The organism is Paenibacillus sepulcri (assembly GCF_042647105.1).
GTDB lineage: Bacteria > Bacillota > Bacilli > Paenibacillales > Paenibacillaceae > Paenibacillus_Z > Paenibacillus_Z sepulcri.
Map to the genome: position 1 here is coordinate 4378701 of NZ_JBHRUP010000001.1, position 24455 is coordinate 4403155.

The 24455-nt window shown below is 53.0% G+C and carries 22 protein-coding genes; all 22 read left to right on the plus strand.

The genetic code is table 11. The features are described from left to right. The first annotated feature begins 22 nt into the window (after positions 1–22). Positions 23–1630 carry a spore germination protein gene (locus ACFOLF_RS19395; protein WP_210039051.1) on the plus strand — a complete coding sequence of 536 codons (1608 nt, stop codon included), beginning with the start codon at positions 23–25 and terminating at the stop codon, positions 1628–1630. Further along, the gene (locus ACFOLF_RS19400; RefSeq protein ID WP_210039050.1) at positions 1630–2895 is read left to right on the plus strand and encodes a Ger(x)C family spore germination protein; all 1266 of its coding nucleotides are present in this window, start codon (positions 1630–1632) and stop codon (positions 2893–2895) included. Before ACFOLF_RS19395 ends, ACFOLF_RS19400 begins: the two co-directional genes overlap by 1 nt. 16 nt (positions 2896–2911) lie before the next feature. Continuing rightward, on the plus strand, positions 2912–3154 hold the full coding sequence (locus ACFOLF_RS19405; RefSeq protein WP_210039049.1) for a hypothetical protein: 243 nt from the start codon (positions 2912–2914) through the stop codon (positions 3152–3154). Further along, positions 3151–4500, plus strand: coding sequence for a GerAB/ArcD/ProY family transporter (locus ACFOLF_RS19410; RefSeq protein WP_210039048.1), 1350 nt, complete (start codon positions 3151–3153; stop codon positions 4498–4500). The genes ACFOLF_RS19405 and ACFOLF_RS19410 overlap by 4 nt, the downstream gene beginning before the upstream one ends. A gap of 144 nt (positions 4501–4644) precedes the next feature. Then, the gene (locus ACFOLF_RS19415) at positions 4645–5016 is read left to right on the plus strand and encodes an NADH-quinone oxidoreductase subunit A (protein WP_210039047.1); all 372 of its coding nucleotides are present in this window, start codon (positions 4645–4647) and stop codon (positions 5014–5016) included. After that, complete coding sequence (locus tag ACFOLF_RS19420; protein ID WP_210039046.1) at positions 5001–5519, plus strand: NuoB/complex I 20 kDa subunit family protein; 519 nt, start codon at positions 5001–5003, stop codon at positions 5517–5519. The genes ACFOLF_RS19415 and ACFOLF_RS19420 overlap by 16 nt, the downstream gene beginning before the upstream one ends. Next, positions 5516–6523, plus strand: a complete 1008-nt coding sequence (locus tag ACFOLF_RS19425) for an NADH-quinone oxidoreductase subunit C (protein WP_210039045.1) — start codon at positions 5516–5518, stop codon at positions 6521–6523. The genes ACFOLF_RS19420 and ACFOLF_RS19425 overlap by 4 nt, the downstream gene beginning before the upstream one ends. A gap of 6 nt (positions 6524–6529) precedes the next feature. Then, positions 6530–7630, plus strand: coding sequence for an NADH-quinone oxidoreductase subunit D (locus ACFOLF_RS19430; protein ID WP_210039044.1), 1101 nt, complete (start codon positions 6530–6532; stop codon positions 7628–7630). Then, positions 7630–8643: an NADH-quinone oxidoreductase subunit NuoH gene (nuoH, locus tag ACFOLF_RS19435; RefSeq protein ID WP_210039043.1), complete on the plus strand. Its 1014-nt coding sequence runs from the start codon at positions 7630–7632 to the stop codon at positions 8641–8643. Before ACFOLF_RS19430 ends, nuoH begins: the two co-directional genes overlap by 1 nt. A 14-nt stretch (positions 8644–8657) precedes the next feature. Continuing rightward, on the plus strand, positions 8658–9113 hold the full coding sequence (gene nuoI, locus ACFOLF_RS19440; protein ID WP_210039042.1) for an NADH-quinone oxidoreductase subunit NuoI: 456 nt from the start codon (positions 8658–8660) through the stop codon (positions 9111–9113). 2 nt (positions 9114–9115) lie between these two features. Further along, the gene (locus ACFOLF_RS19445; RefSeq protein WP_210039041.1) at positions 9116–9631 is read left to right on the plus strand and encodes an NADH-quinone oxidoreductase subunit J; all 516 of its coding nucleotides are present in this window, start codon (positions 9116–9118) and stop codon (positions 9629–9631) included. A gap of 1 nt (position 9632) precedes the next feature. Next, entirely contained in the window at positions 9633–9935 is a 303-nt protein-coding gene (gene nuoK / locus ACFOLF_RS19450) for an NADH-quinone oxidoreductase subunit NuoK (RefSeq protein ID WP_210039040.1), read from the plus strand. Positions 9936–9941: 6 nt separating this feature from the next. After that, complete coding sequence (gene nuoL, locus ACFOLF_RS19455) at positions 9942–11813, plus strand: NADH-quinone oxidoreductase subunit L (RefSeq protein ID WP_210039039.1); 1872 nt, start codon at positions 9942–9944, stop codon at positions 11811–11813. Beyond that, positions 11813–13444, plus strand: a complete 1632-nt coding sequence (locus ACFOLF_RS19460; RefSeq protein WP_210039038.1) for a complex I subunit 4 family protein — start codon at positions 11813–11815, stop codon at positions 13442–13444. The genes nuoL and ACFOLF_RS19460 overlap by 1 nt, the downstream gene beginning before the upstream one ends. A 3-nt stretch (positions 13445–13447) precedes the next feature. Then, a complete protein-coding gene (locus ACFOLF_RS19465) occupies positions 13448–15037 on the plus strand; it encodes an NADH-quinone oxidoreductase subunit N (protein WP_210039037.1) in 1590 nt (529 codons plus the stop codon). Positions 15038–15327: 290 nt separating this feature from the next. Continuing rightward, the gene (locus tag ACFOLF_RS19470; RefSeq protein WP_379114454.1) at positions 15328–18465 is read left to right on the plus strand and encodes a S8 family serine peptidase; all 3138 of its coding nucleotides are present in this window, start codon (positions 15328–15330) and stop codon (positions 18463–18465) included. Between the two features lie 45 nt (positions 18466–18510). After that, the gene (locus ACFOLF_RS19475; RefSeq protein WP_210039036.1) at positions 18511–18762 is read left to right on the plus strand and encodes a DUF1146 family protein; all 252 of its coding nucleotides are present in this window, start codon (positions 18511–18513) and stop codon (positions 18760–18762) included. 217 nt (positions 18763–18979) lie between these two features. Then, positions 18980–20446, plus strand: coding sequence for a UDP-N-acetylglucosamine 1-carboxyvinyltransferase (murA, locus tag ACFOLF_RS19480; RefSeq protein WP_210039035.1), 1467 nt, complete (start codon positions 18980–18982; stop codon positions 20444–20446). 275 nt (positions 20447–20721) lie between these two features. Beyond that, positions 20722–21930 carry a stage II sporulation protein D gene (gene spoIID / locus ACFOLF_RS19485; RefSeq protein ID WP_379114456.1) on the plus strand — a complete coding sequence of 403 codons (1209 nt, stop codon included), beginning with the start codon at positions 20722–20724 and terminating at the stop codon, positions 21928–21930. Between the two features lie 135 nt (positions 21931–22065). Next, complete coding sequence (locus tag ACFOLF_RS19490; RefSeq protein ID WP_210039034.1) at positions 22066–22821, plus strand: peptidoglycan DD-metalloendopeptidase family protein; 756 nt, start codon at positions 22066–22068, stop codon at positions 22819–22821. A 216-nt stretch (positions 22822–23037) separates the two neighbouring features. Beyond that, complete coding sequence (gene spoIIID / locus ACFOLF_RS19495) at positions 23038–23325, plus strand: sporulation transcriptional regulator SpoIIID (RefSeq protein WP_188997743.1); 288 nt, start codon at positions 23038–23040, stop codon at positions 23323–23325. A 103-nt stretch (positions 23326–23428) separates the two neighbouring features. Beyond that, positions 23429–24418, plus strand: coding sequence for a rod shape-determining protein (mreB, locus tag ACFOLF_RS19500; RefSeq protein WP_210039033.1), 990 nt, complete (start codon positions 23429–23431; stop codon positions 24416–24418). The last annotated feature ends 37 nt before the right edge of the window (positions 24419–24455 follow it).

Consider the following 24455-nt stretch of genomic DNA (forward strand, 5'->3'; position numbering starts at 1 on the left):
GGCAACGAAAGAAGGTGGAAATATGAAAGGCCCGTTCTTAAGCAGTCACAGCGGAAAATCCGGAGGCGACAAGAAGCAGCAAATTCGTGATCGGGCTGTAGAGCCTCATATGAAAGCCTTTGAAGATATGAAAATCGATCCTGACCTGAAGGCGACATTAAAGCTTATTGAGGAGGAGATGGGCGGAAGCAACGATGTCATTGTGAAGGAAATAACCCTGATAGGGGAGATTCCTTTTCAGGCTGCGGTTCTATACATACAAGGGCTTGTGGATGATAACCGGCTCAATGAGCATGTGCTTGAGCCGGTTCAGCGCGCCCGATTGACGGCTCCTGCGGTTAACGCGGACGAAACACTCAACCAAATTAACAAGAGTCTGCTGCAGGTAGGCGATGTGGAGGCAGTAGATAACTGGGCGAAGGTCTTTCAGTCACTGTTTGTCGGCAATACCATCTTGTTCGTCGATGGACTGAATAAGGCTATATCTGCGGGTACGATTGGGGGACCGAAGCGTGATGTAACGGAACCGCAGACCAATATGGTTATTCGCGGACCGCGGGAGGGGTTTACCGAGTCCATCCGTACAAACAGCGCACTGCTGCGCCGCAAAATACGCAGTCCCAAGCTTTGGCTTGATCAGCGGACCATCGGCAGTGTCACACAAACGCCGGTCGGAATCATGTATGTGAAAGGTATTGCGGATGATTCCTTGATTGAGGAATTGTCTATCCGGCTGGATGCCATATCCATTGACGGCGTCCTGGAGAGCGGTTATATCGAAGAACTGATCTCGGATCAGAAGATTACCCCATTTCCGACGATTTTTTATAATGAGCGGCCTGACGTTATAGCGGCAGGGCTGCTGGAGGGACGTATTGCCATTCTGGTCGACGGCACCCCCTTCGTCCTGATGGCTCCGGCAACCTTCAATGTCTTCTTTCAGGCTGCGGAGGATTATTATCAGCGCTATGATATTTCCACCTTTTTGCGTATGCTCCGTTTTCTCTCGTTTGCGATGGCCTTGATGCTACCTTCTGTTTATGTCGCTATCGTTGGTTATCATCAGGAAATGATTCCGACACCGCTCTTGCTGAAGCTTGCCGCACAGCGGGAGGGCGTGCCGTTCCCTGCCTACGTGGAAGCCTTCATGATGGAGATTATATTTGAGGTGCTGCGGGAAGCGGTTGTACGGATGCCCATCGCCGTAGGCAATACGATTTCCATTGTAGGAGGTCTCGTTATCGGGCAATCGGTCGTGGAAGCGGGCTTCTTCTCTCCAGCTGTTGTGATCATTGTTTCCTTGACGGCCATTACGAGCTTTGTCTCTCCTGCCTATAACCTGGCCATCGCCGCCCGGCTGCTGCGTTTTGGTTTGCTGATTGCCGCAGCTTCACTGGGCTTTTATGGTATTGCGCTAATTGTCCTTGCTCTGCTGCTGCATCTGACAAGTTTACGTACGCTGGGTGTTCCCTATTTAAAGCCTTTTGCTCCTTTGTTCTGGAAGGACATGAAGGATAGCATCATTCGGGTTCCCTTCTGGATGATGAAGCAGCGTCCGCAAGGAGCTGCACCTAAAAATAAAGTCAGGGAATCGACTGACATCAACAAATCCAAAGGTGGAGATTCGTGATGAATGCATCCGCAGCCTACGGCTTGTTCCGCGTGCAAAGAGTCCGAATCATGGCCGTTGTTCTCTGTTTGCTGCTGCTGACGCCGCTAATTTCAGGCTGCTGGGATGTTCGCTATCTGGATCGGATCGGGGTTGTGTTCGCGATTGGCGTAGATGATGATCCGACGGGCAAGCACAAGCTTTTACTGAGCGTACAGGTAGTTCTGCCGCAGAACGTTAGCGGCGGCAGCAGCAGGGGCTCATCAGCACAAGGGCCTGCGGTGATTACGTTCAGGGAGAGCGCCGACACCATGTTTGAGGGCCTGCGCCATATGGGGACGATGACTTCGAGAAGACTTTATTTTTCACACACTCAATTGTTTGTCATAGGGGATGCAATAGCACGACAGGGATTCTGGCCGCTGCTTGATTTTGTCGACCGCAATCCGGAAGTCAGAACCAATATTCAGATGCTGGTTGCCAGAGGTACGCGTGCAGAGCAGCTGTTGAAAACAACGACGCTTATGGAGCCCATACCTGTCCAGCAAATTCACAGCATGGTGGAGACCACCCAGAAATCCTGGCCCCAATCATATAAAGTAACCGCACAGGAATTGATCAGGGATGCGGTAGATGACATGAAGCAATCGACGATGCCTTCAATCCTGTTAGTAGGAAACAAGAGCAGCGGCAACGACAGCAAGAATGTGGAGAAAATCAAACCGGATGTAATTCCCAAGCTGTCCACAATGGCCATCTTTCGCAGCGGTGAACTCATCGGATATTTAAATCAGCAGCAATCGCTGGGGTTGGGATGGATCATGAATAAAGTAAACGATACGATTGTTAAGGTGCCATGCTTTGACAATGATAAGTCGCAGGGGGAAGTAACGATTGAAATTCAATCCGCTGTAACGAAGCTCAGTGTACGCCGTTCCAAGAAATCCGCCTATCCGGAAATCATGATCTCCGTGAAAACCAAGGGAATCATCTCTGAAATAACATGCAGGGACCTGAATGTGATTGACGAGACGACCTTTGAGCTCTTTCAAGCTAAAGGCGAGAAGAAGATTACCGCTGAGATCGAAGCGGCCATCAAGCAAATTCAAGGAGTTTTCCATACGGATACCTTCGGTTGGTCAACCGTGATTTATAAGGGAATGCCGCAGACATGGAAGAAGCTTAAGCCCAGGTGGGATGATGAATTTGTGCATATTCCTCATCAACTGAAAGTAGATGTCAAGATCGGCGGCACGGGTCTCCGGGGCAAATCGATTGTGAAATGAAGGAGGGATCTGACAGATGATTGTTTGCGGTGTTGTAGTGGTTATGGGAATCATTATTGGCATCCGGATATGGACCCAATTGATTCAAGAGAAAACAAGAGAAGCCGTCTGGGCCATCGCGGTTTTGACGCTCGGGGTCGCTTATTCCTGTGTGGTTATCCTTAAAATCCCTATGCCCAATCCGGTCGATGTTATCGACAGAATGACGGAGCCTGTCTATAGAGTAGTCCTCGAAGCTATGGGGATAACCCCTTTATGAGCGGCAGGAACGAAATTAATAATGGGCTGCTGTCGGGCAGCCAATTGGGAAAATTGCATGTACTCTTCGCGCTTGGCACCGCTGTTCTTATTCTGCCAACGCTTGTCGTCCTGGTGGCGAAGGAGGATTCCTGGATAACCTTGACGTTGGCATGGCCGTTGAATTATGTATTTCTGTTTGCGCCCCTGGCATTAAATAAGCGGTTCCCCAATTTTTCTGTGGTGACCTATTCGCAGAAAATTTTGGGGCGATGGGGCGGAACTCTTTACATGTTGATTTATATCGGATTTTTCATTCTCTTGAGCGCCTTTACACTCCGGAACATGGGTGATTTCATCGGCACAGCGATTCTTCCTGAAACGCCGCGCTGGTTTACCCATATTACGTTTATGATTGTTATCGCTTATGGGGTACTGCTCGGAGCGGAAGTGATCGGGCGGACAGGCGAGCTGCTGTTTATGTGGATTTTCATTGTGACGGGAATCGTTTTCCTGCTGCTGTTCAATAAAATGGATTACAACAATATGTTTCCGATTCTGGCCAATGGCTGGGGTCAGCCGCTGGGAGGGCTTTACCCCATTGTCGGGTTTCCCCTTGGCGAATATACTTTCATGATGATGCTGCTGCAGCTCGTCCGGCCGGAGGACCGTCCCAAGCTTCGCCGTAAATTATGGTCATACGCTGTGGTTATCGGGGTATCCGCATTAGCGATGACGTTTTTGCTGTTGACGGTTCTAGGAGTTGAATTGGCAACGCGAAGCCCCTATGCAGTTTACGATATGGCCAAGGAAATCGATCTTGGCGACGTGGTGGAGCGCGTCGAAATTACGATTGCCGTCATCTGGATAAGCACGGTGTTTACGAAATTTGTACTTTGCTTTTATGTCGCCAATCTCGCTGCTGCAGAACTGCTGCGGTTCTCAACCTACCGGTCGCTCACTGTGCCGCTTGCGTTTATCGTGGTTCCGTTATCCCTGGTGGTTTACCGGAACTCTGCTCAAATTACCCAGTTTGCTTTTGATTCATGGCCGGTCCTCAGCGTTTTCCAAGGACTGGTTATGCCGCTGGCACTGCTTGCCATTGCGGCTATGAGGGGCCTGAGGGATGACTCATATCCCGCTATCAATGTAATACCGGGGGCTGGGGGGAACGCCGGTGGAGGGCAGCCTGATGCTCAAGCGGGCAGCAAAGCGGACGGGCAGGCGGGCGGTACCGAATCGCAGGAAGCCGAAAAAGGGGATTCGGAGCCTGCCTACAACCGGACCCAAAGCAGTCTTGTTTTGACACAGGATGGCAAAGATATCAGCGGGAATATGGAGAATTCCGGGGAAGAAAAGCAGCAGTGACGATACGGGGCGGTAGAGATAAAGGAAACGCATTCAACTCCGACATAGACGGGGATGGGAGCATTTGTTATAATTGTGATGGAAATTTGACCAAGCGGTGCGGTCCTTCCCACCTGCAAACGGTTGTTCTATGGAGGCGATGGTGTGGAGAAGTACATCAATAATTATGTGATTGTAGCCATCTTCATTCTGCTTGGAATCCTTCTTCCGGTGGTGGCTTTGAGTGCCGGCCGGCTGCTGCGTCCCCATAAGCCGACAGATGAGAAAAAGACGACGTACGAAAGTGGAAATGAGCCTGTAGGGGAAGGGCAAGTGCGGTTTAATGTACGCTACTACCTGTTTGCTCTGATGTTTGTCATCTTTGATGTGGAAACCGTTTTCTTATACCCCTGGGCCGTTGCATATAAGCAGCTCGGCCTTTTTGTGCTTGTTGAAATGGCGATATTTGTGGGACTTTTGCTGATCGGCCTTATCTATGCCTGGAAGAAGAAGGTGCTCAAATGGAATTCAATTTAGAGTCGATCTCCCCTGAAGAGCGGAAAGAGCTGGAGCGCAATGTATTTATGGGCACGCTTGAGGAGCTGAAGGCATGGGCCCGCAGCAATTCGCTGTGGCCGCTTACCTTCGGACTTGCCTGCTGCGCAATCGAAATGATGGGTACCGGGGCTTCGCACTATGATCTGGACCGGTTCGGAGTTATGTTCCGCACGTCGCCGCGGCAGTCGGATGTCATGATCGTAGCCGGTACGGTTACGAAGAAGATGGGGCCGCTGCTGCGAAGGCTGTATGACCAGATGCCTGAGCCCAAGTGGGTGATTGCCATGGGCTCCTGCGCGACTGCAGGCGGACCTTATGTGAAGTCGTATGCGGTGATTAAAGGCGTTGACCAGATTGTTCCGGTGGATGTTTATATTCCCGGTTGTCCCCCTAACCCGGCGGCGCTGATCTATGGGATCAATAAGCTGCAGGAGAAGATCCGCTATGAGGCGAAGACCGGGAAGCGGGTGACCAGCCGATGAGCGACGAGAAGGACAAAGAGCCTGGACAGCAGGCTGATCAGGAGAAAAAGGAGCCTGTGGAAAGCGGCGGGCAGCCGGAACAAGGCGCGGCTGCCGCTCCGGATCGTCCTGCGGAGGAGCGGAGCGATCCAGCTGCGGCGCAGAAAGGCGATGCCGCTGCTGTGCGCCAAGCTTCAGCAGACGAGGCTGCGGAGGGCGCGGCGCAAGAGAATATCGCGCCGACTGCGGATGAGTCCGCCTCTCCTGCAGGTTCGGCGGGCGAAGGTAAACCGCCAGCGCCGGCGGCAGCCGATCCGGAGCGCGAAGCCAAGCTGAAGGCGGCAGCGGAGGCCCGCGCCGCGCGTGCCGCGGCCAAAGCGGCGGCTGCCGGTGCAGCGGGTGAACCGCCCGCGTCCGCTCCGGCGGCAGGGACCGATCCGGAGCGGGAGGCCAAGCTGAAAGCAGCGGCAGAGGCCAGGGAGGCCCGCGCTGCAGCCAAAGCCAAGGCAGAGAGCGAAGCCGCGCCCGAGGAGCCCAAAGCTCCTTCGCACAGACAGCCCCAGCTCGATGAGGCAGTCGGCCTCGTCCGGGCGCTTGTGGCGGAAGATGCGGTTGATGAAGCCTTGATCAACGAAATGAATGACCATATGCCGACGATCGTCGTGAAGGGAGATCGTCTGCTTGACGTCGCCAGAGTATTCAAGACGCATCCAACGCTGGACTGCAGCTATCTTCGCAATGTCTCCGGCATCGACTACGAGACGCATCTTGAAGTTGTTTATCATCTGGTTTCACTGGCGACCAGGCATGAATATGCGCTTAAAGTCAAAACGGACCGGGAGGCGCCGCAGATCCCTTCGGTTGTATCTCTGTGGGCCACTGCAAACTGGAACGAGCGGGAAATATTCGATCTGCTTGGCATCGGTTTTACCGGCCATCCCGATCTGCGGCGCATTATGATGCCTGATGACTGGGTGGGTCACCCCCTGCGCAAAGATTATGAACCGCTTGATCCGGAGGTGTAATCAGCTGTGATCCGTACTGAAGAACTGCTGCTTAACGTCGGGCCGCAGCACCCGAGCACCCATGGTGTGTTCCGTATTATCGTGAAGCTGGACGGCGAAGTGATCACCGAAGCGATTCCTGTCATGGGCTATTTGCACCGGGGCACCGAGAAGCTTGCGGAGAACCTGACCTATACCCAGATCATTCCCTATACCGACCGGATGGACTATGTATCGGCCATGACAAATAATTATGTGCTCTGCCATGCGGTTGAGACGATGATGGGGCTCGAAATTCCTGAACGCGCCGAATTTATGAGGCTCATTGTTATGGAGCTTCAGCGGGTCGCAAGCCATCTTGTCTGGTGGGGCACCTATCTGCTGGATATCGGGGCGATGAGCCCGTTCCTGTATGCATTCCGCGACCGCGAAATGATCATTGATTTCTTCAATGAGCTGTGCGGCGCACGGCTGACCTACAATTATATGCGCGTGGGCGGAGTCAAGTGGGATGCGCCGGAGGGCTGGCTCGACAAAGTGCGGGATTTTGTCCCGTACATGGAGAAGAAGCTGAAGGAATATGACAGTCTCGTCAGCGGCAACGAGATCTTTTTGGCCCGGATCAAAGGGGTCGGACAATACGACGCCCGGACCGCAATCGATTATGGATTGTCCGGCGCTAACCTGCGGTGCACGGGCGTAGACTGGGATTTGCGCAAGGCGAAGCCATACAGCTTGTACAGCCGGTTCGAATTCGATGTGCCGCTGGGCTCCAAAGGAGACTGCTATGACCGCTATCTTATCCGGCTGGAGGAGATCCGCCAGAGCCTGCGTATTCTGAAGCAGGCGCTGGAGCAGATGCCTTCGGGCGGCGAAGTCATGGGCAAAGTGCCCCGTGTGATCCGGCCTCCGGCAGGCGAGGCTTATGTCAGCATCGAATCGCCCCGCGGAGAGATCGGCTGTCATATCGTCTCCAAAGGGAAGGCGGAGCCGTACCGGCTCAAATTCCGCCGTCCGTCCTTCGTGAACCTGCAAATTCTGCCCAAGCTGCTGGTTGGCGAAACGATGACCAACCTCATTACGATTCTGGGCGGCATCGATATCGTCGTCGGGGAGGTAGATGCTTAATGGGAGCCTGGCTGGATGAAACTCTGACATGGGGCAATGCCCTTATTTTCTTCCTATGGGGCGTTGTGCTGCTTGCGGTTGTGCTTGGTTTTGTAACCTATGCGATCTTTTTCGAGCGGAAGGTGATCGGCTGGATGCAGCTGCGGATCGGGCCGAACCGTGTAGGGCCATTCGGGCTGCTGCAGACGGTGGCGGATATTACGAAGCTGCTGATCAAAGAAGATACAATACCGCGCAAGGCCGACCGGATGCTGTTTATTCTCGCGCCTGCGCTGGCCTATGTTCCGGCCTTTGCGGTGCTGGCGGTCATCCCCTACACGCAGAAGCTGTATTTTGCCGATATTAATGTCGGCTTGCTGTATTATGTGGCGTTGTCCGGCATATCCACGATCGCGATTGTGCTCGGCGGGTGGTCGTCGAACAATAAATATGCGCTGCTTGGAGGAATGCGCTCTGCTGCGCAGATGATCAGCTACGAGGTGCCTCTGGTCATATCGGTAGTGGGTGTCATTATGGTATCGGGCAGTCTGAATCTTCGCTCCATTGCGGAGCAGCAGGGCGACTGGTTTTGGCAGTGGAATTTCCTGCCCCAGATCATCGGATTTGTCGTGTTCGTGATTGCAGCGGTATCGGAGCTTAACCGTACCCCGTTCGACCTGCCGGAGGCGGAGTCGGAGCTGGTAGCCGGCTATCATGTCGAGTACAGCGGCTTTCGTTTTGCATTCTTCATGCTGACAGAGTATGTTTACGTCTATGCGATCGCGTCGCTGACGACTGTGCTCTTCCTGGGCGGCTGGCATGCGCCCGCGCCTTTTCTTGATTTTGTGCCGGGAATCATCTGGTTCCTGCTCAAGTTCTCCCTTATTGTGTTTTTCCTGTTCTGGCTGAGAGCGACGATGCCGCGTATCCGGGTCGATCAATTGATGGGCTTCGGGTGGAAAGTGCTGCTGCCGCTGGCTATACTCAATGTATTCATAACAGCCGTTTATCTCGAGCTGTTTATTAAAGGGTAACGGAGGGATAAGGTATGAAGGGTCTCTTTAAAGGGCTGGGCGTTACATTCAAATCCATGACAGCAAAAAAGGTTACCACCTCCTATCCCGACAAGCCGATTATTATGCCGGACCGCTTCCGGGGCATTCAGCATTTCGAGCCGGACAAATGCATCGTGTGCAATCAGTGCGTGCGGGTTTGTCCGACGGAATGCATTACACTTACAGGCGTTGCCAACCCTGATCCGGATAAAAAGGGTAAAGTGATCGATACGTACGATATCAATTTTGAAATTTGCATTCTATGCGATCTTTGTACGGAGGTTTGTCCGACGGAAGCGATTGTCATGACGGGCAACTTCGAGCTGGCTTCCTACAGCCGCGATGACCTGTTCAAGGACCGCAAATGGCTGGATGAGAACAACAAGCTCGTCCGTCAGGACAACAACAACATCGGTGCCCCTCAAGCAGCCAAAGGGGGGGCCAAATAACCATGTTCAATGTGGACTTGACCGGCGAGTTCGTCGCGTTCTTCATCTTCTCCATTATTATTATCAGCGGCGCCGTACTCATGGTAAGCTTTACCAAGGTTGTGTATATGGTTGTTTCCCTGGCTGCTGTATTTATCGGAATTGCCGGAATGTTCATTCTGCTGAATGCGGAGTTTCTCGCCTTCGTGCAGGTGCTGATTTATGCGGGGGCCGTCTCCATTCTGATGATTTTCGGCATTATGATGACCAGACATGAGGATAGTGAAACGGAGAAATCCAGACCGCTTCAGGAGACGCTCACGGCGGTAGGCGCCCTGGCGCTGTTCGGCATTCTGTTCTACGCGATCCGCCAGAGCGATTTCCCGGTTCCCCCGGCAGCAACGTCTGCTGCGGACAACACGATGGAAATCGGCAAACAATTGTTCACTGCTTACGTGGTGCCGTTCGAGCTGGTTTCGGTTCTGCTCACGGTTGCGTTTATCGGAGCCATTGTGCTTGCGAAGAAGGAGGCGGACTAGCATGTTATCTTCCTATTTGACGATGGCGGCTATTCTTTTTTGCATCGGCTTGTATGGCGCGCTTGTCAAGAAGAATGCGATTGTCGTGCTGCTGTGTATCGAGCTGATGCTCAATGCGGTCAACCTGAACCTTGTCGCCTTCTCCAAATACGGCGTTGTTCCGTCGCTGACCGGGCAGATGTTCGCGCTCTTTACCATTACGGTTGCCGCTGCAGAGGTGGCGGTGGGCATTGCGATTCTGATCGCATTGTTCCGGGCGCGGGGCTCGATCAATGCCGATGATTTCGACGAGATGAGGAGGTAAACCGATTTGGAAACCATGTTCTCACAGGTTGCCTGGCTCATTCCGCTGTTTCCGTTCGTCGCTTTTCTGCTGCTGCTCGCCTTTGGCCGCAATCAAAGCCTCATTGGCACAACAGTAGGCATTGTCGCTTCCCTTGCTTCGCTGGTCGTGTCCATTCTTGTGCTGGTGGAGCATATGAGCGACGGCGCATCCTACTACCAGTACAGCTTCAAATGGATTGACCTGGGCAGCATTCAAATCAATGCAGGCTTCGAGGTAACGAACCTGACGGCCCTCATGCTTGTTGTGGTGACGGCAGTCAGCTTCCTGGTGAACGTCTATTCAGCCGGTTATATGAAAGGCGACGAGAGGATATCCGTCTTCTTCAGTTATGTCGCGCTGTTCACGTTCTCGATGCTGGGACTTGTGCTCGCGGACAACATGCTGACGCTTTACGTCTTCTGGGAGCTTGTCGGCGTATGCTCGTTCCTGCTCGTAGGCTTCTGGTATACGAAGCCCGAGGCTGTGGCTGCGGCCAAGAAAGCCTTTATCGTGACGCGGATTGGCGATGCCGGCTTGCTGCTTGCGATTCTGCTGCTTTACTGGTATATGCCGGACCACGCGCTGGATTTTGTACATATTCAGAACGTCTTCGACGGACAGACAGGCGCAATCGCCGCAAGCGTCACGACGCTGATTGCCATTCTTATTTTTGTCGGCGCTATCGGCAAATCAGGGCAGTTTCCACTGCATGTGTGGCTGCCGGACGCCATGGAAGGTCCGACGCCGATCAGCGCCCTGATTCATGCCGCAACGATGGTCGCCGCTGGCGTGTATCTGGTTGCGCGCACGTTTGATATCTTCCAGGCTTCGCAGGCCGCAATGGATACAGTCGCTTATGTGGGTGCCTTTACGGCGATTTTCGCGGCGACGATTGGTGTTGCGCAGAACGATATCAAACGCATCCTGGCGTACTCGACCGTCAGCCAATTGGGCTACATGATGATGGCGCTTGGTCTTGGCTCGCTTACCGGCGGAATTTTTCATCTGTTTACGCACGCATTCTTCAAAGCGCTGCTGTTCCTTGGAGCGGGCAGCGTTATCCATGCCGTGCATACCCAGAATATCCATGAAATGGGCGGTCTGGGTGCGAAAATGCGTATTACCGCCTGGACCTTCGGCATTGGCGCACTGGCACTTTCGGGCATACCGCCTTTCTCCGGATTCTGGTCCAAGGACGCGATCCTGACAACGGCGCTGCACGAGAAGCCGGTGCTGTTTGTTGTCGGCGTGGCGGCTGCCTTCTTTACCGCATTCTACATGTCCCGGCTCTTCTTCCTGGTCTTCACCGGCAAGCCCAAGGGAGAGCAGCATGCGCATGAGTCGCCTTCCTCCATGACGCTGCCGCTTATTATTCTCGCGGTATTCGCAGTTATTGCCGGCTTCGTGCAGACGCCGTGGAATAACACGCTTGGTTCATGGCTGACCGATGGAGCGGAGACCGAGCATGGGGGCGGGGGCCTTGTCATGATCATCTCTACGGCGATCGGAGTGCTGGGCATTTATCTGGGCTGGCTGGTGTTTGTGAAGGGGACGATTTCCCGCGACGCGGTATCATCCCGTGCCGCATGGCTGGTCAGATTGCTGGAACGCAAATATTATATCGATGAGCTGTACCATGTGCTTATTGTCCGCTCTTTGCGGGCGTTCGGAGCTGGACTGGTCGCCTTTGACCATTATATCGTTGACGGCATTGTCCGTCTGGTTGGCGGAGCCGCGCTGCAATTGGGCCGCGGAGGTACCCGGCTGCAGAATGGCCAGGTGCAGACATATGGCCTGATTTCGGTGCTTGGACTTGTAATTCTCATTGCTGCAGTAGTCGGAAGGAGGTTCTGGTAATGCTGTCCGATCTTCCTATCCTGTCCTTTATTGTTTTTTCGCCGCTGCTGGGCATCATTGTGCTGCTTTTGCTTCCCAAGCAGAGCAGCCGCTGGCTGAAGGTAACGGCGATCACCGCTACATTTATTCCGCTTCTGCTCAGTCTCTGGCTGTATGCCGATTTTGAAGGAGCGAGCGGCGGAAAGCCGTATGAAGAGAATTCAACCTGGGTCGATGCTTCACTGAGCAAAGAAGCGGTCGGCGAGGTGACGTCATACGCCTTCAAATTCCAATATCATTTGGGCGTTGACGGGCTGTCGCTGCCGCTGCTGCTGCTGACAACCATTGTTGCCGCGATGGCGGCGCTCGCCTCAGTCAATATTAAAAAACGTTGGAAATCCTTCTACTTGTGGTTTCTGCTGCTGGAAATCGGGATGCTCGGCGTATTTTTGGCCAGAGACGTGTTTCTCTTCTTCGTCTTCTTCGAGCTCACCTTGATTCCGATGTTCTTCCTGATCGGAATCTGGGGCTATATGAACCGGGAGAAGGCAGCCAATAAATTTCTGATTTATAATGGTGTCGGCTCAGCAATCATGCTGATTGCCTTTGTTCTGCTTGTATCCACGGCAGGCTTCACCGTCGATCAGCCGGGAGGCGGTCAGGTCACGCATCTGTCCTACAGCGGTGATTATGCAGTGATCAAGGATAACATGGTCAACCCCGACTCGTATGTCAATATGCCGCCGGATGCCGCGCAAGGGCAGTCCAATCCATTTTACATGACGGATACGATGCGCTGGTCGATCTTCATTCTGCTGCTGATTGCGTTTGGCATCAAGCTGCCGATCTTTCCATTTCATACCTGGATGCTGCGTGTCCATGCGGAGGCTCCCCCTTCGATTGTCATGATTCATTCAGGCATCCTGCTCAAAATGGGGGCTTACGGGCTTATCCGCTTCGGCGTGTTTCTCTTCCCGCTCCAGACGAGCCACTGGGCCGTGGTGCTCGCCATATTGGGTGTCATCAATATTCTGTACGGTGCGGTGCTGGCGCTGGTGCAGAAGGAATTCAAGCTGGTGCTTGCCTACTCGTCGATCAGCCATATGGGGATTGTAATGCTGGGGATTGCTTCCCTGAATGAAATTGGCCTGCAGGGGGCTATGGTCCAGCTTGTGTCACACGGCTTTATCTCTGCGCTATTGTTCCTTATTGTCGGCATTCTCTACGAGCGGACCGGCACCACGGAGCTCAGCGAGCTGGGCGGCCTGGCCAAGAGCCTGCCGTTTATCAGCGGCATTCTTCTGACGGCTGGGATGGCCTCGCTGGGACTGCCAGGATTATCGGGCTTTATCGGAGAGTTCCTCTCGCTTCTGGGATTGTTCGAATCGATGCGTATCCTAACGGCGGTCGCTGTGCTTGGTGTGATTCTGACCGCAGTGTATGTGCTGCGAAGCGTGCTCGGGATTACATTCGGTCCGATATCGGAGCGTTATGGAACACTGCGCGATGCCAGGCTCATCGAGGCTGTGCCAATGATTGCCCTGCTGGCATTCATCGTGCTGATCGGGGTGTACCCCGCCGTGCTGACCGAGCCGATGAAGCATGGCTTCGACGCTTTGCTGCAGCAACTTAACGGGAAGGTGGGGAGATAGATAATGGATGTTACCCAACAGCCGCTTCCGGCTCTTCAACCTCTTACCTGGAGCGATGCGGCCTATCTCGCCCCGGAATGGATTCTCATTGTTTTCACAATTGTATTGGTCATTATTGATCTGGCGATGCCAAGACAAACCAGCCGGGCGGTTATTGGCTGGCTCACGCTTGCCGGCCTGTTGACGTCGCTTGGTTTTGTGATCTGGCGGTTAATCGATCTGGTCAATCATCCGCTTTCTGCGAATGCCAACGGTGAGCCAACAGGCGGTGCGATCCGTCTGCTGGCTGACAGCTACCGGATCGATCAATTCTCCAGCCTGTTGAAAATCGTTTTTCTGGTGGCGACGGTGCTGATTGTGCTCCTGAGTCTGGGAACAGTCAAGCGCGCGGAGATTCCCGACAAAGGCGAATTCTACTACCTGCTGCTGCCGGCGGTCGTCGGTGCCATGATGATGGCCTCTTCCGGTGATTTGATCACCTTGTATCTAGGTCTTGAGCTGCTCAGCATCACAACCTATGTGCTGGTTGGAATTCGAAAGCATGCCGTCCAGTCTGCCGAGGCTGCATTCAAATATGTGGTGACCGGCGGTATCTCATCCGCGCTGATCCTGTTTGGAATGTCTTATCTGTACGGGATCACAGGCGCCACGAATCTGGGTGCCATTGCGATCGGTGTCCAGCAGCATGCTGCGGATTTCAAAGAACTGCTCTATATCGCCTTCTTCTTCATTATCGCAGGGCTTGGCATCAAAATCGCAGCAGCGCCGTTTCATCTTTGGGCACCTGACGTCTATCAAGGCGCACCGACGCCGATTACGGCTTTTCTCGCGGTTGTTTCCAAGGGCGCCGCGCTCGCTGTTGTCTTTCGGATCGTCTATAATGTCGTGATCTTCGCCAATACGCCGGATGCCCCCATTGCCGACGATATGCTGCTCGTGCTGCTTATTATGGCGGCCGCTGCGATGATCGTCGGCTCCACGGCAGCGCTGCGTCAGGTGAATCTGAAGCGGCTCATGGCGCTGTCGGGTGTAGCCAATGCAGGATACCTGCTCGTGCCGCTGGGGATTTCCTTCAAAGGCTATCACACGTCCAATTTCAGCGAGTTTCTGTTCTACCTGGCGGTATATATGCTGATGAATATCGGAGCGTTCGCCGTCATCACTGTTGTGAGCAAGGCATCCGGCAATGATGAGCTGAACGGGTTCGCCGGATTGTATTACCGGGCGCCCTGGACAGCGGCGGCCATGATTGTATTCGTGCTTTCACTGGCGGGACTGCCGGTTACAGGCGGGTTTTTCGGCAAGCTGTTCATCCTGCTTGGCGCTGCCCAGTCACAGGCTTACTGGATTGTGGCGGTCATGGTGGCAACCAGCGCCATTTCGTATTATTTCTATTTCGGAATCGTCCGCCAAATGTTCATGCGCTCGGCGACTCAGGATACTGAGGTTCCCGTGCCGGTGACGACAGGCGTTGTGATTTGGCTGAGCGCGGTTTTGACAGTTGCGCTTGGTATTGTTCCCGGTCCTGTTCTGGGCTGGATCAATGAGCATTTTTCCGTCGTCAATGACTTGTTTACGCGTATTGGCAGTTAGCTTGTCTCCAACATACGTGGAGGTATGCTGATCTGGAAAGCGGTTCAGGCCCTGAACAGGGGCTTGGACCGCTTTTTTTCTTTATCCCGGACCCTTCCGTGAAATTTAACATTTCGGATATTTCAAAAAGGTAATGAAGCGGGTTTGCAGATGCATAGTATCGATAAGTAAATGGAATCCATGTAGGTCTATGGTCTCTTTATGAAGATTTAAAGAAATTGGCAAAAGGAGAATGTACTATAAAACGCGAAAAGGTTTCATAACACTAATTTGCAGGTTAAAGGCAGAATATGATGAACGAACCATACTGGGATCCGCATTCGAATAATAACGGCAGTCCAGAGGGCGAAGCCGGAAGGGTTGCAACTGGAGCGCAAGGCCGTATTGGCCAGGCTTGTTTGCCCATGCTCCAATCCGGTTACTTCTCTCCGCCAAGGGCTCGCCAGGCCCGGATCAACGGGAATATATATGCAGCCGCGGAGGATGACCAGTGTGGAAATAAACGTTTGGACGAGTGGAAACGATTGAAGCGGAGACCTGATTCCGCAGTTACTGTGAATGCCCATAAAGCACAGCAAGGACGTGCTGCACGCAGATGGTCTTTTATGCTGGCCGTGCTGCTAGTCTGGAGTCTCATTCTGGGCACTATATCTCCAGTTCTAAGCCGTCCGGGAGGCGAGTCTGTACAAGTTGATCTATCTGCTGCTGAAGGCCCGCTGACGGCGGCAGGAGGCTCCTCAGGGGAAACGCAAAGCTGGCTCCTCAAATGGAACCCCGGGCAGGAGAGAGTACTGCCCGGGACTCATGTCATAAGCCGGCAGTCATTGTCTGCAGCCGTGGATGTCGTTCGCCCTGAAGATCCTGGGACCGACATCGAGGAATGGCTCAATACGCTTCGCCAAACGCCAGGTGTTGCGTATGTGGAGCCGAGCAGCACTGTCACGCTGCTCGGCGTGGTCAGCACCAGTGACCCTGAGCTGCCCAAGCAGCATTTTCTGGATCAGATCGGAGCCAGGGAAGCGTGGTCGACCGTGCATGACCAGACTGATCTGACGATTGCGCTCGTAGACACCGGAGTCGATCTGGACCATCCGGATCTCAAGGACAATCTTGTTGAGGGCACCAATCTCGTTCATCCTGGCAATGCCCCTGAGGATGATAATGGTCACGGCACGGCAGTGGCAGGTGTTCTGGCGGGCAGTGGCAATAACGGAAAGGGGATATCCGGGATTCTGTGGAAGGCCAGGATTATGCCGATCAAGGCGCTGGATGAAGAGGGCTACGGTGATGAGGAGCGTCTCGGTGAGGCGATCCTGTATGCCGTGAAGCATGGCGCGAAGATTGTTGTTCTTTCCGTTGGACTTTACAGATATTCGCCCTATATGAAGGACATCGCCTTGTATGCCGAGTCCAAAGGCGTGCTGCTGGTTGCCGCAAGCGGCAATGACGGAGCAACATTGGGATCCAGAGCCAAGGTGAAATATCCCGCAGCTTATCCAAGCGTGCTGGCTGTAGGCGGTGTAACGGCTGATGACAAAGCGGAGCCGCGTTCCAATAAAGGGCCGGAGCTGGATATCGTTGCTCCTTGGAGCGTATATACTACTGCGGTTGGAGGCGGTTATACGCGTGAGGAGGGGACCTCGATGTCTGCTCCGCAGGCCGCAGCCGCAGCCGCGCTTATCTGGGCGGTGCATCCGGATTACAAGCCTTACCAAATCCGGGAGACGCTTAGGCAGAGCGCGGAAGATATCGGGAAAAAGGGTGTCGATGACGCCTCGGGCTATGGGCTGCTCAGCGTTGACCGGGCCGTTACAGCTTCGCTCAAGACCGATCAATATGAGCCAAATAATACCCGTGACAAAGCGGCAGCGTTCCCTGCAGGAACCAAAATTGCCGCAGAAATCAGCGGGAATGCCGACCGTGACTGGTATAGGATTGATGCGCCTTATGATGGCACAATGTCTATCCAGTTTCAGGGGATTACGGCTGGAGAGGGCTCGCAGCCATCGGTTACCATGACGCATTATACCGGCGACGATGCCCAGAGCACGAAGGAGACCAGGCTGGGCAATGAAACCGCAGACTGGAAGGTTAAGAAAGGGATTAATTATTTTGAGCTTCAATTAACAGACAACCAGAATCAAACCGTGCTTCCTTATCTGCTTACCTCGAGCTTTGAGATGAGCGCAGACGCCTACGAGAACAATGATAAACAGTATTCGGGATTCACTTTGTCTCCCAGGTCCCAGACCATTGTCGGCAATTTTCATCAAACGGGTGACCGTGACTGGTATGTGGTCCATTTCGAGACCGGAGGCACGCTCAAGCTGTCGTTAACGACGGATTCTGTCCGGATCGACCCCTCGCTTTCCATTCAATTAAAGGATGGGCCGCTGCTTGAGGTGGACGAGAATGGCGAAGGTGCAAGCGAGACCTCCGAACTGATGAGCATTACTCCGGGGACTTATTATTTTCGCGTATATAACGCCATGTCCGCGCAGGCAAGTCCGGTCATCGGGCAGTATACGCTGGCAATGGATTTCAGAACCAAATATACGGATCCCAATGAACCGAACAACAAAACCTATGAAGCCACAGCAATCAGTTCAGGTTCTGATTACACAGGTGTAATTGGCGATGCGCAGGATGTAGACTGGTATCAGCTGCGTCTTGGGGCTGGAAGTGTCGTAGGTCTAAAGGTAAGCGGCATCCCTGCCGATGTAAGAATAAAGGCAGTCATCATGGATAAGCGCCAAAAAATAATTTCCACTCTTCAATCCAAACCGGGCGAGACCGGAATCGCCGCAGAGACCAAGCTTGAAGCAGGCTTGTATTACATTAAAGTGACTGCAAGCGCCCCGTTCGACAAACAATATTACGGACTTCGCATCGATGCGGATCAAATCGTAGCGGGTTACCGCGATATTGCCGGACATTGGGCCGAAGGAGCGATTGTTGCCTTGAATACAAAAGGGATTATCGCCGGCAGCGGCGCTTACCAATTCCGGCCGGATGAGAGCATTACCAGAGCCGAAGCGGTATCCATGCTGGTCCGCGCTTTTAAACCGCCTAAGGCAGGTGCGGTACAATATAGGGATGTTCCCGCGAAATATTGGGCAGCCGGAGCTATCGCGCAGGCGGTAACAGCCAGGTGGGCGAGCGGTTATCCGGACGGCACATTCGGACCGGAGCGTTTCATTACACGCGAGGAGATGGCCGCTATGCTCGTCAAGGCGCTAAGTCTGAGTACAGTCAAACCGTTGAAGGCACCCTACAATGACGTGGACATGAATCACTGGTCATCCGCATCTCTTGCTGCACTAAAGCAAAAGGGCTTGATTGGCGGTTATCCCGATCAGGAGTTTAAACCGGAGCAAACCGCGAGCAGGGCTGAATTTGCTTCTCTGCTGCTGCGGGCTTTACAATAGTATTTGCACGTACGGTCAAACCTATGAGGTCAGGTGAACAAGGAAATGGATATGGACAATGTCGTTGCCACTGCAGGCCTGCACGCGCTGGTGTCCATCGTCATCGAGCTGATGTGCATTACACTGGCTTGGTATGTCATTCAAGATGTCAAACTGGATTTATTCATGCGCCGTCCCAAAAGCACCCGGGCCCGTCTCCTGCAGGTCATGATCGCTGTTATTTTGGGACATTTGTTCGCTGGATTTGTCATTGATTACTGGCAATGGTCCAATCTGCTTAGAGGAATTGTCGAATAACATCGAGGGAACATGTCAACAATGGGTAGTATATGACGGCACCAAAAACCAATCATGCTTCGAATGGTATAAAATGACGGTAATTTTGACATTCTGAAAATAAAGCTTGTCGCTTTATGTTGGTAAATGTTATGATGAAAGTTGGGTGCCGAAACCATGGTATCATATATTACACAATCAGTTAGACGAATCTACTGCGCGCGGAGGGAAACCTAAGATGAGCAAAATAATCGTCCGCGGCGGCCAGCGATTATCCGGAAATGTACGAGTGAGCGGGGCAAAAAACGCCGTTCTGCCGATTCTCGCTGCCACGTTATTGGCACAAGAAGGCGACAGCGTCATTTATGACGTGCCTAATCTAGACGACGTTACAACGATACAACAAGTGCTTACCGCATTAGGCGGCAAGTTAACATACGACAATGAGACGATGCGGATATCCGCGCAGCAGTTAACCTCCTTTGAAGCTCCATATGAGCTGGTCCGCAAGATGCGGGCATCATTTTTGGTAATGGGGCCTTTGCTTGCCCGTCTTGGCCGTGCCAGAATTTCGCTGCCGGGCGGCTGCGCGATCGGTACGCGCCCTATTGACCAGCACTTGAAGGGCTTTGAGGCCATGGGTGCAGAAATCATTTTAGGTCAAGGCTACATTGAAGCACGTACAACCAACCGTCTTAAAGGCGCCAAAATATATCTGGACGTTGCCAGTGTCGGCGCGACCGAAAATATTATGATGGCTGCAGCATTGGCGCAGGGGACGACAACCATTGAGAATGCGGCCAAGGAACCCGAAATCGTGGATCTTGCCAATTATCTGAATGCGATGGGCGCAAAGGTCCGCGGAGCCGGAACCGGAATTATACGAATTGAAGGCGTTGAACAAATGTCCGGCGTTGCACATACGGTGATTCCCGACCGCGTTGAGGCGGGGACTTATATGATTGCAGCGGCAATAACCGGTGGAGATATACATATAGATGGTGCGATTGCCGACCATCTGGCCCCTGTGATCTCCAAGCTGCAGGAGATGGGCGTCGAGATCATGGAGACTGATAACGGTCTTCGTGTCAGTGCCCCGGGCAGACTGAAGGCTGTCGATGTCAAGACATTGCCTTATCCCGGATTTCCGACGGATATGCAATCGCAGATGATGGCGCTGCTGATGATGTCGGAGGGCACAAGCATCGTGACGGAGACCGTCTTCGAGAACCGCTTCATGCATGTGGAGGAGTTCCAGAAGATGAGCGCTCAAATCAAGGTGGAAGGCCGCACAGCGATTGTCAGCGGCGGATTTGCCCTAACGGGCGCCAAAGTATGCGCCACCGATCTGAGGGCGGGTGCGGCGCTAGTATGCGCAGCGCTTTGTGCCGAGGGGGAAACGGAAATTACCGGTATCCATCATGTCGACCGTGGTTACGTGGATATTACGGGCAAGCTGGCGGGACTGGGCGCCACGATTTTCCGTATTGACGAGAATAAAGAACGGGACACGGAAGTGGCAGCCGTCACACAGGAACCGGTTTATGCGAAGGCGCTGGAGGATGTCATTATGTTTCCGGCCCAGCCTGAGATGACGCCCGAGGTCATCATATCGGCAGTATCGGCCGAGCCAGCTGCCGAGAAGCATGATTACAAACGCGAAAAAGAAGTTGCCCGCATGAAGGTTCAGCCAACCTGGGCGTAATCAGACATTATTTACAGCATACCCCCTTCACCGCTTGTTACAGGCGGTGAAGGGGGTATTTATTTTGCCTCCAGTACGCTTTGCAGGTAAGGTAAATCCCCCAATTGATCAACGTGATTCGCCGCCTCTATTTATCGTAAACGCCCCTGTATCTAATAACCGTATCCCATTCCTTTCGGTACTATCCTACTAAAACACCTCATAGACTATAGAGCAGCGGATGTCTTAAGAGAGCAGGAAGAATAGAACCGGACAGGTCGGGAAAGGAGTGTGCAATGAATCAGATGAGGTGGCAGACCGGACGGCGCCGCAGCTGGCGGAGAGGGACAAGGCGTTGGTGGGGCGGGTTTGCGGCAGGCCTGATAGTCATTGTCCTATGGAAAGGTATTTTACTGATAAACGCTCAGCGGGATATAAAGGAAACGAAGATTGAAGAGATAGAGTCTGCTCTTGTAAAAGCGCCGGATGAGAGTATAGGGGAACAGGTTAGCCCGCAACCATCTGAGACTGACCGGAAAGGTTCCGGCAATGGGCCCAATGGGGATGTTGATACAGGCTCCAAAGGGAATTCTCTAACGGAGTATGAACGGACGAGGGTTCAGGTTTTTCTCACGGCGGACAAGCGTATCGAGACACTGCCCATTGAACTTTATGTGCGCGGCGTAATTGCGGCGGAAATGCCTGTTGAATTTGAACTGGAGGCGCTTAAGGCGCAGGCGATAGCAGCCAGGACTTACATCTACAGACGCCTTGCCGCGGGTGAGAGAATAACCCCTCCGTCAGGCGGAGCGGCCGATGTGACAGACACCGTGCAGAATCAGGTTTATTTGTCCTTGAACAAGCTTTTAAGCCGCTGGAACGGGGCGGAGAGGGAAGCGAATCTGAACAAGCTGAACCGCGCAGTCGAGGAAACGAAAGGTCAGATTATCACCTACAAAGGCGAGCCTATAGAGGCGGCTTTCTTCTCTACCAGCAACGGCTATACCGAGAATGCCTCCGATTATTGGCAAATAGATGTACCCTATCTGCAAAGCGTGGCGAGTCCCTGGGATAAGGAGATCTCTCCGCGTTACAAAGAAACGGTAACGATGAAGCTGGGTGACTTTGCAGACAAGCTGGGAGTGAAGAAAAGCGCAGCGAGGTCGATGCGGATTCTGGAAACCACCGAGGGCAAACGGATCAAAACGGTTGCTGTAGGCGGAAAGACTCTCAGCGGCCGCGAGGTGCGTGAAAAGCTTGGGCTTGCATCTTCGCAGTTCTCGTGGGCAATCCAGGACGATGAAATTACTTTCACCACATTTGGTTATGGACACGGCGTGGGCATGAGTCAATGGGGAGCCGACGGAATGGCAAAGAACGGCATCGGTGCGGTGCAAATTGTGACTCACTACTATTCCGGAACAAAGGTGGAGCAAGCTTCGAAGCTTCCGTTATCGGCGCTAGTCTTGCAGCAAAGATCCAGGTTATTAGGCGCGGGAGGTTAATAGGATGTACGCTGCGGCCAGGCAGGCCGCGAGATCAACTGCCACGCCCGCTTTCTGACAATCTTTCAAAAATGTTTGGCCCTCACGTATAAACTGCTAGGTTGTGGCAACAATGGCTAGTGAGGTGATAGAACAATGAATGATCAAAACAAACCAAAGCTCAATGAAGACTCTCCCAAAACTGCTATGGGAGGAACTGCCGTCAAACCTTCTGCATGGAGAAAGCTGCTGTCGAAGAAATGGACAGCACCAGCAGCGTTCATGGCCGCGGCAGCAATTATCGTAACCTTAATGTGGATTTACCAGGGGGCGGATGAAACAACTACGACTGCACCGACAACCACCGACTCTGCGGTAAGCCAAGGTACGACGGATGAAACTGCTGACACGACCGAAACGGAAGACACGCTTGAAGTCATCGCTTCTGCGAATGAGACTATGCAGTGGCCGGCTGACTACACTCAGCTGGAAGTAGTATCCCCTTTCTATGATGAGAAGGCGCCAAGTGAAGAACGCCAGGCGGCTTTGATTCAATCAGGGAATACGTTTATGGGCAATATGGGGATTGATCTGGCCAACGCGGATGACAAAACCTTTGATGTCAACGCAGCGCTCAGCGGTAAAGTAACGGTAGCGGAGCAGCATCCGCTGAATGGCAGCATTGTTGAGATCAAGCATGCGGACGGTCTGGTGACCGTGTACCAAAGCCTTAGCGATGTACAGGTCAAAGTCGGCGACGATGTGAAACAGGGCACGCTGATTGCAAGAGCAGGCCGCAGCGAGCTTGAGAAGGATCTGGGTACGCACTTGCACTTCGAGGTTCGCAAGGACGGAAAAGCAATCAACCCGAATACGCTGCTGACCATGGCCTCCGCAGACGCCGCTCAATAAAAAACAGAATAAAATTGAGCAGGTCAAGAGCGAAAGTGTGAAAAGGCAGGGGAAACCCTGTCTTTTTGCTTATTTTCGGGACCTTGGGATAAGCCTTGCGGCCTGCGTTTTTGAAAATATTTGCATAACTTGGGCTTGTCAGGCTTGGACATAAAGAATATATACCCGTACCCCTCATATAATGTACCAAACTATCTCGAGTAGGGAGGCGGGAGCGTGCACGATTACATCAAGGAACGGACCATAAAGATCGGCCGTTGTATCGTCGAGACGAAGCATACGGTACGAACGATTGCCAAAGAGTTTGGCGTCTCGAAAAGCACGGTGCACAAGGATTTGACGGAGCGATTACCGGAAATCAATCCCGATTTGGCGGACCAGGTGAAACACATACTGGAATACCATAAATCGATCCGGCACCTAAGGGGAGGAGAGGCGACAAAAATAAAGTATAAGAAAACAAGCGGTCGTAAACGCGAAGTCCTTGCCGCAGCAAAATCGTAAGCGATTTTTTCTACAAAAATAGAGGAATTTCGTTCAATTCAGCGAATACAGTACGATATGATTTTTGCATCGACTACTATTCGTTCTGGGGGACTTCAGACTTATGTTTAGCAAGGACATTGGAATTGATCTAGGCACGGCTAATGTGTCCATTCATGTGAAAGGAAGGGGCATTGTATTGGATGAGCCTTCGGTCGTGGCGATCGAAAGCGAAACAAAGCGCGTGCTCGCTGTTGGCGAAGAAGCGCATCGTATGGTGGGGCGTACGCCCGGCAATATCATTGCCATCCGGCCCCTTCGCGACGGCGTTATCGCAGACTTTGAAATTACCGAAATCATGCTGAAGTCTTTTATTGATCGTGTGGGCGGCCGTTCGTGGTACAGCCGCCCACGAATTCTTATTTGCGCCCCCACTAATATAACATCGGTGGAGCAAAAAGCAATTCGTGAGGCAGCAGAGCGGAGCGGAGCAAGGGACGTGTTCTTGGAGGAAGAGCCTAAAGCGGCTGCGATCGGCGCCGGAATGGATATTTATCAGCCAAGCGGCAATATGGTCGTGGATATTGGTGGCGGAACGACAGATGTAGCCGTTCTTTCTATGGGCGATGTCGTTACCGCCTCTTCTATTAAGGTCGCCGGGGACAAATTTGACGAGGCGATTATGAAGTATATCAAAAACAAGTACAAGCTCCTGATCGGCGAGCGGACTAGCGAGCATATCAAGATTCAGATCGGAACGGTTTATCAGGACGGCCGCAGGGAAGAAGTCGATATTCGCGGCAGGGATATGGTATCGGGCTTGCCGCTTACAGTCACGATTCACTCCGAAGAAGTAAGGGAAGCGCTTTGGGAACCGGTCTCGCACATCGTGGCGGCAGCCAAATCCGTGCTGGAGCAGACTCCGCCCGAGCTTTCGGCAGACATTATTGACCGCGGCGTTATTCTTACCGGAGGCGGCGCACTGCTCAGCGGGTTGGATACGCTGCTGGCAGAAGAACTGCGCGTTCCGGTTCTTATCGCTGAGAACCCTATGCATTGTGTAGTAAAGGGAACAGGGCTGCTGCTGGATCATTTGGACCGGATGAAGAAATAAGCTAGGTTCTCTAAGCTCGCCAACAGATGAACAGAGC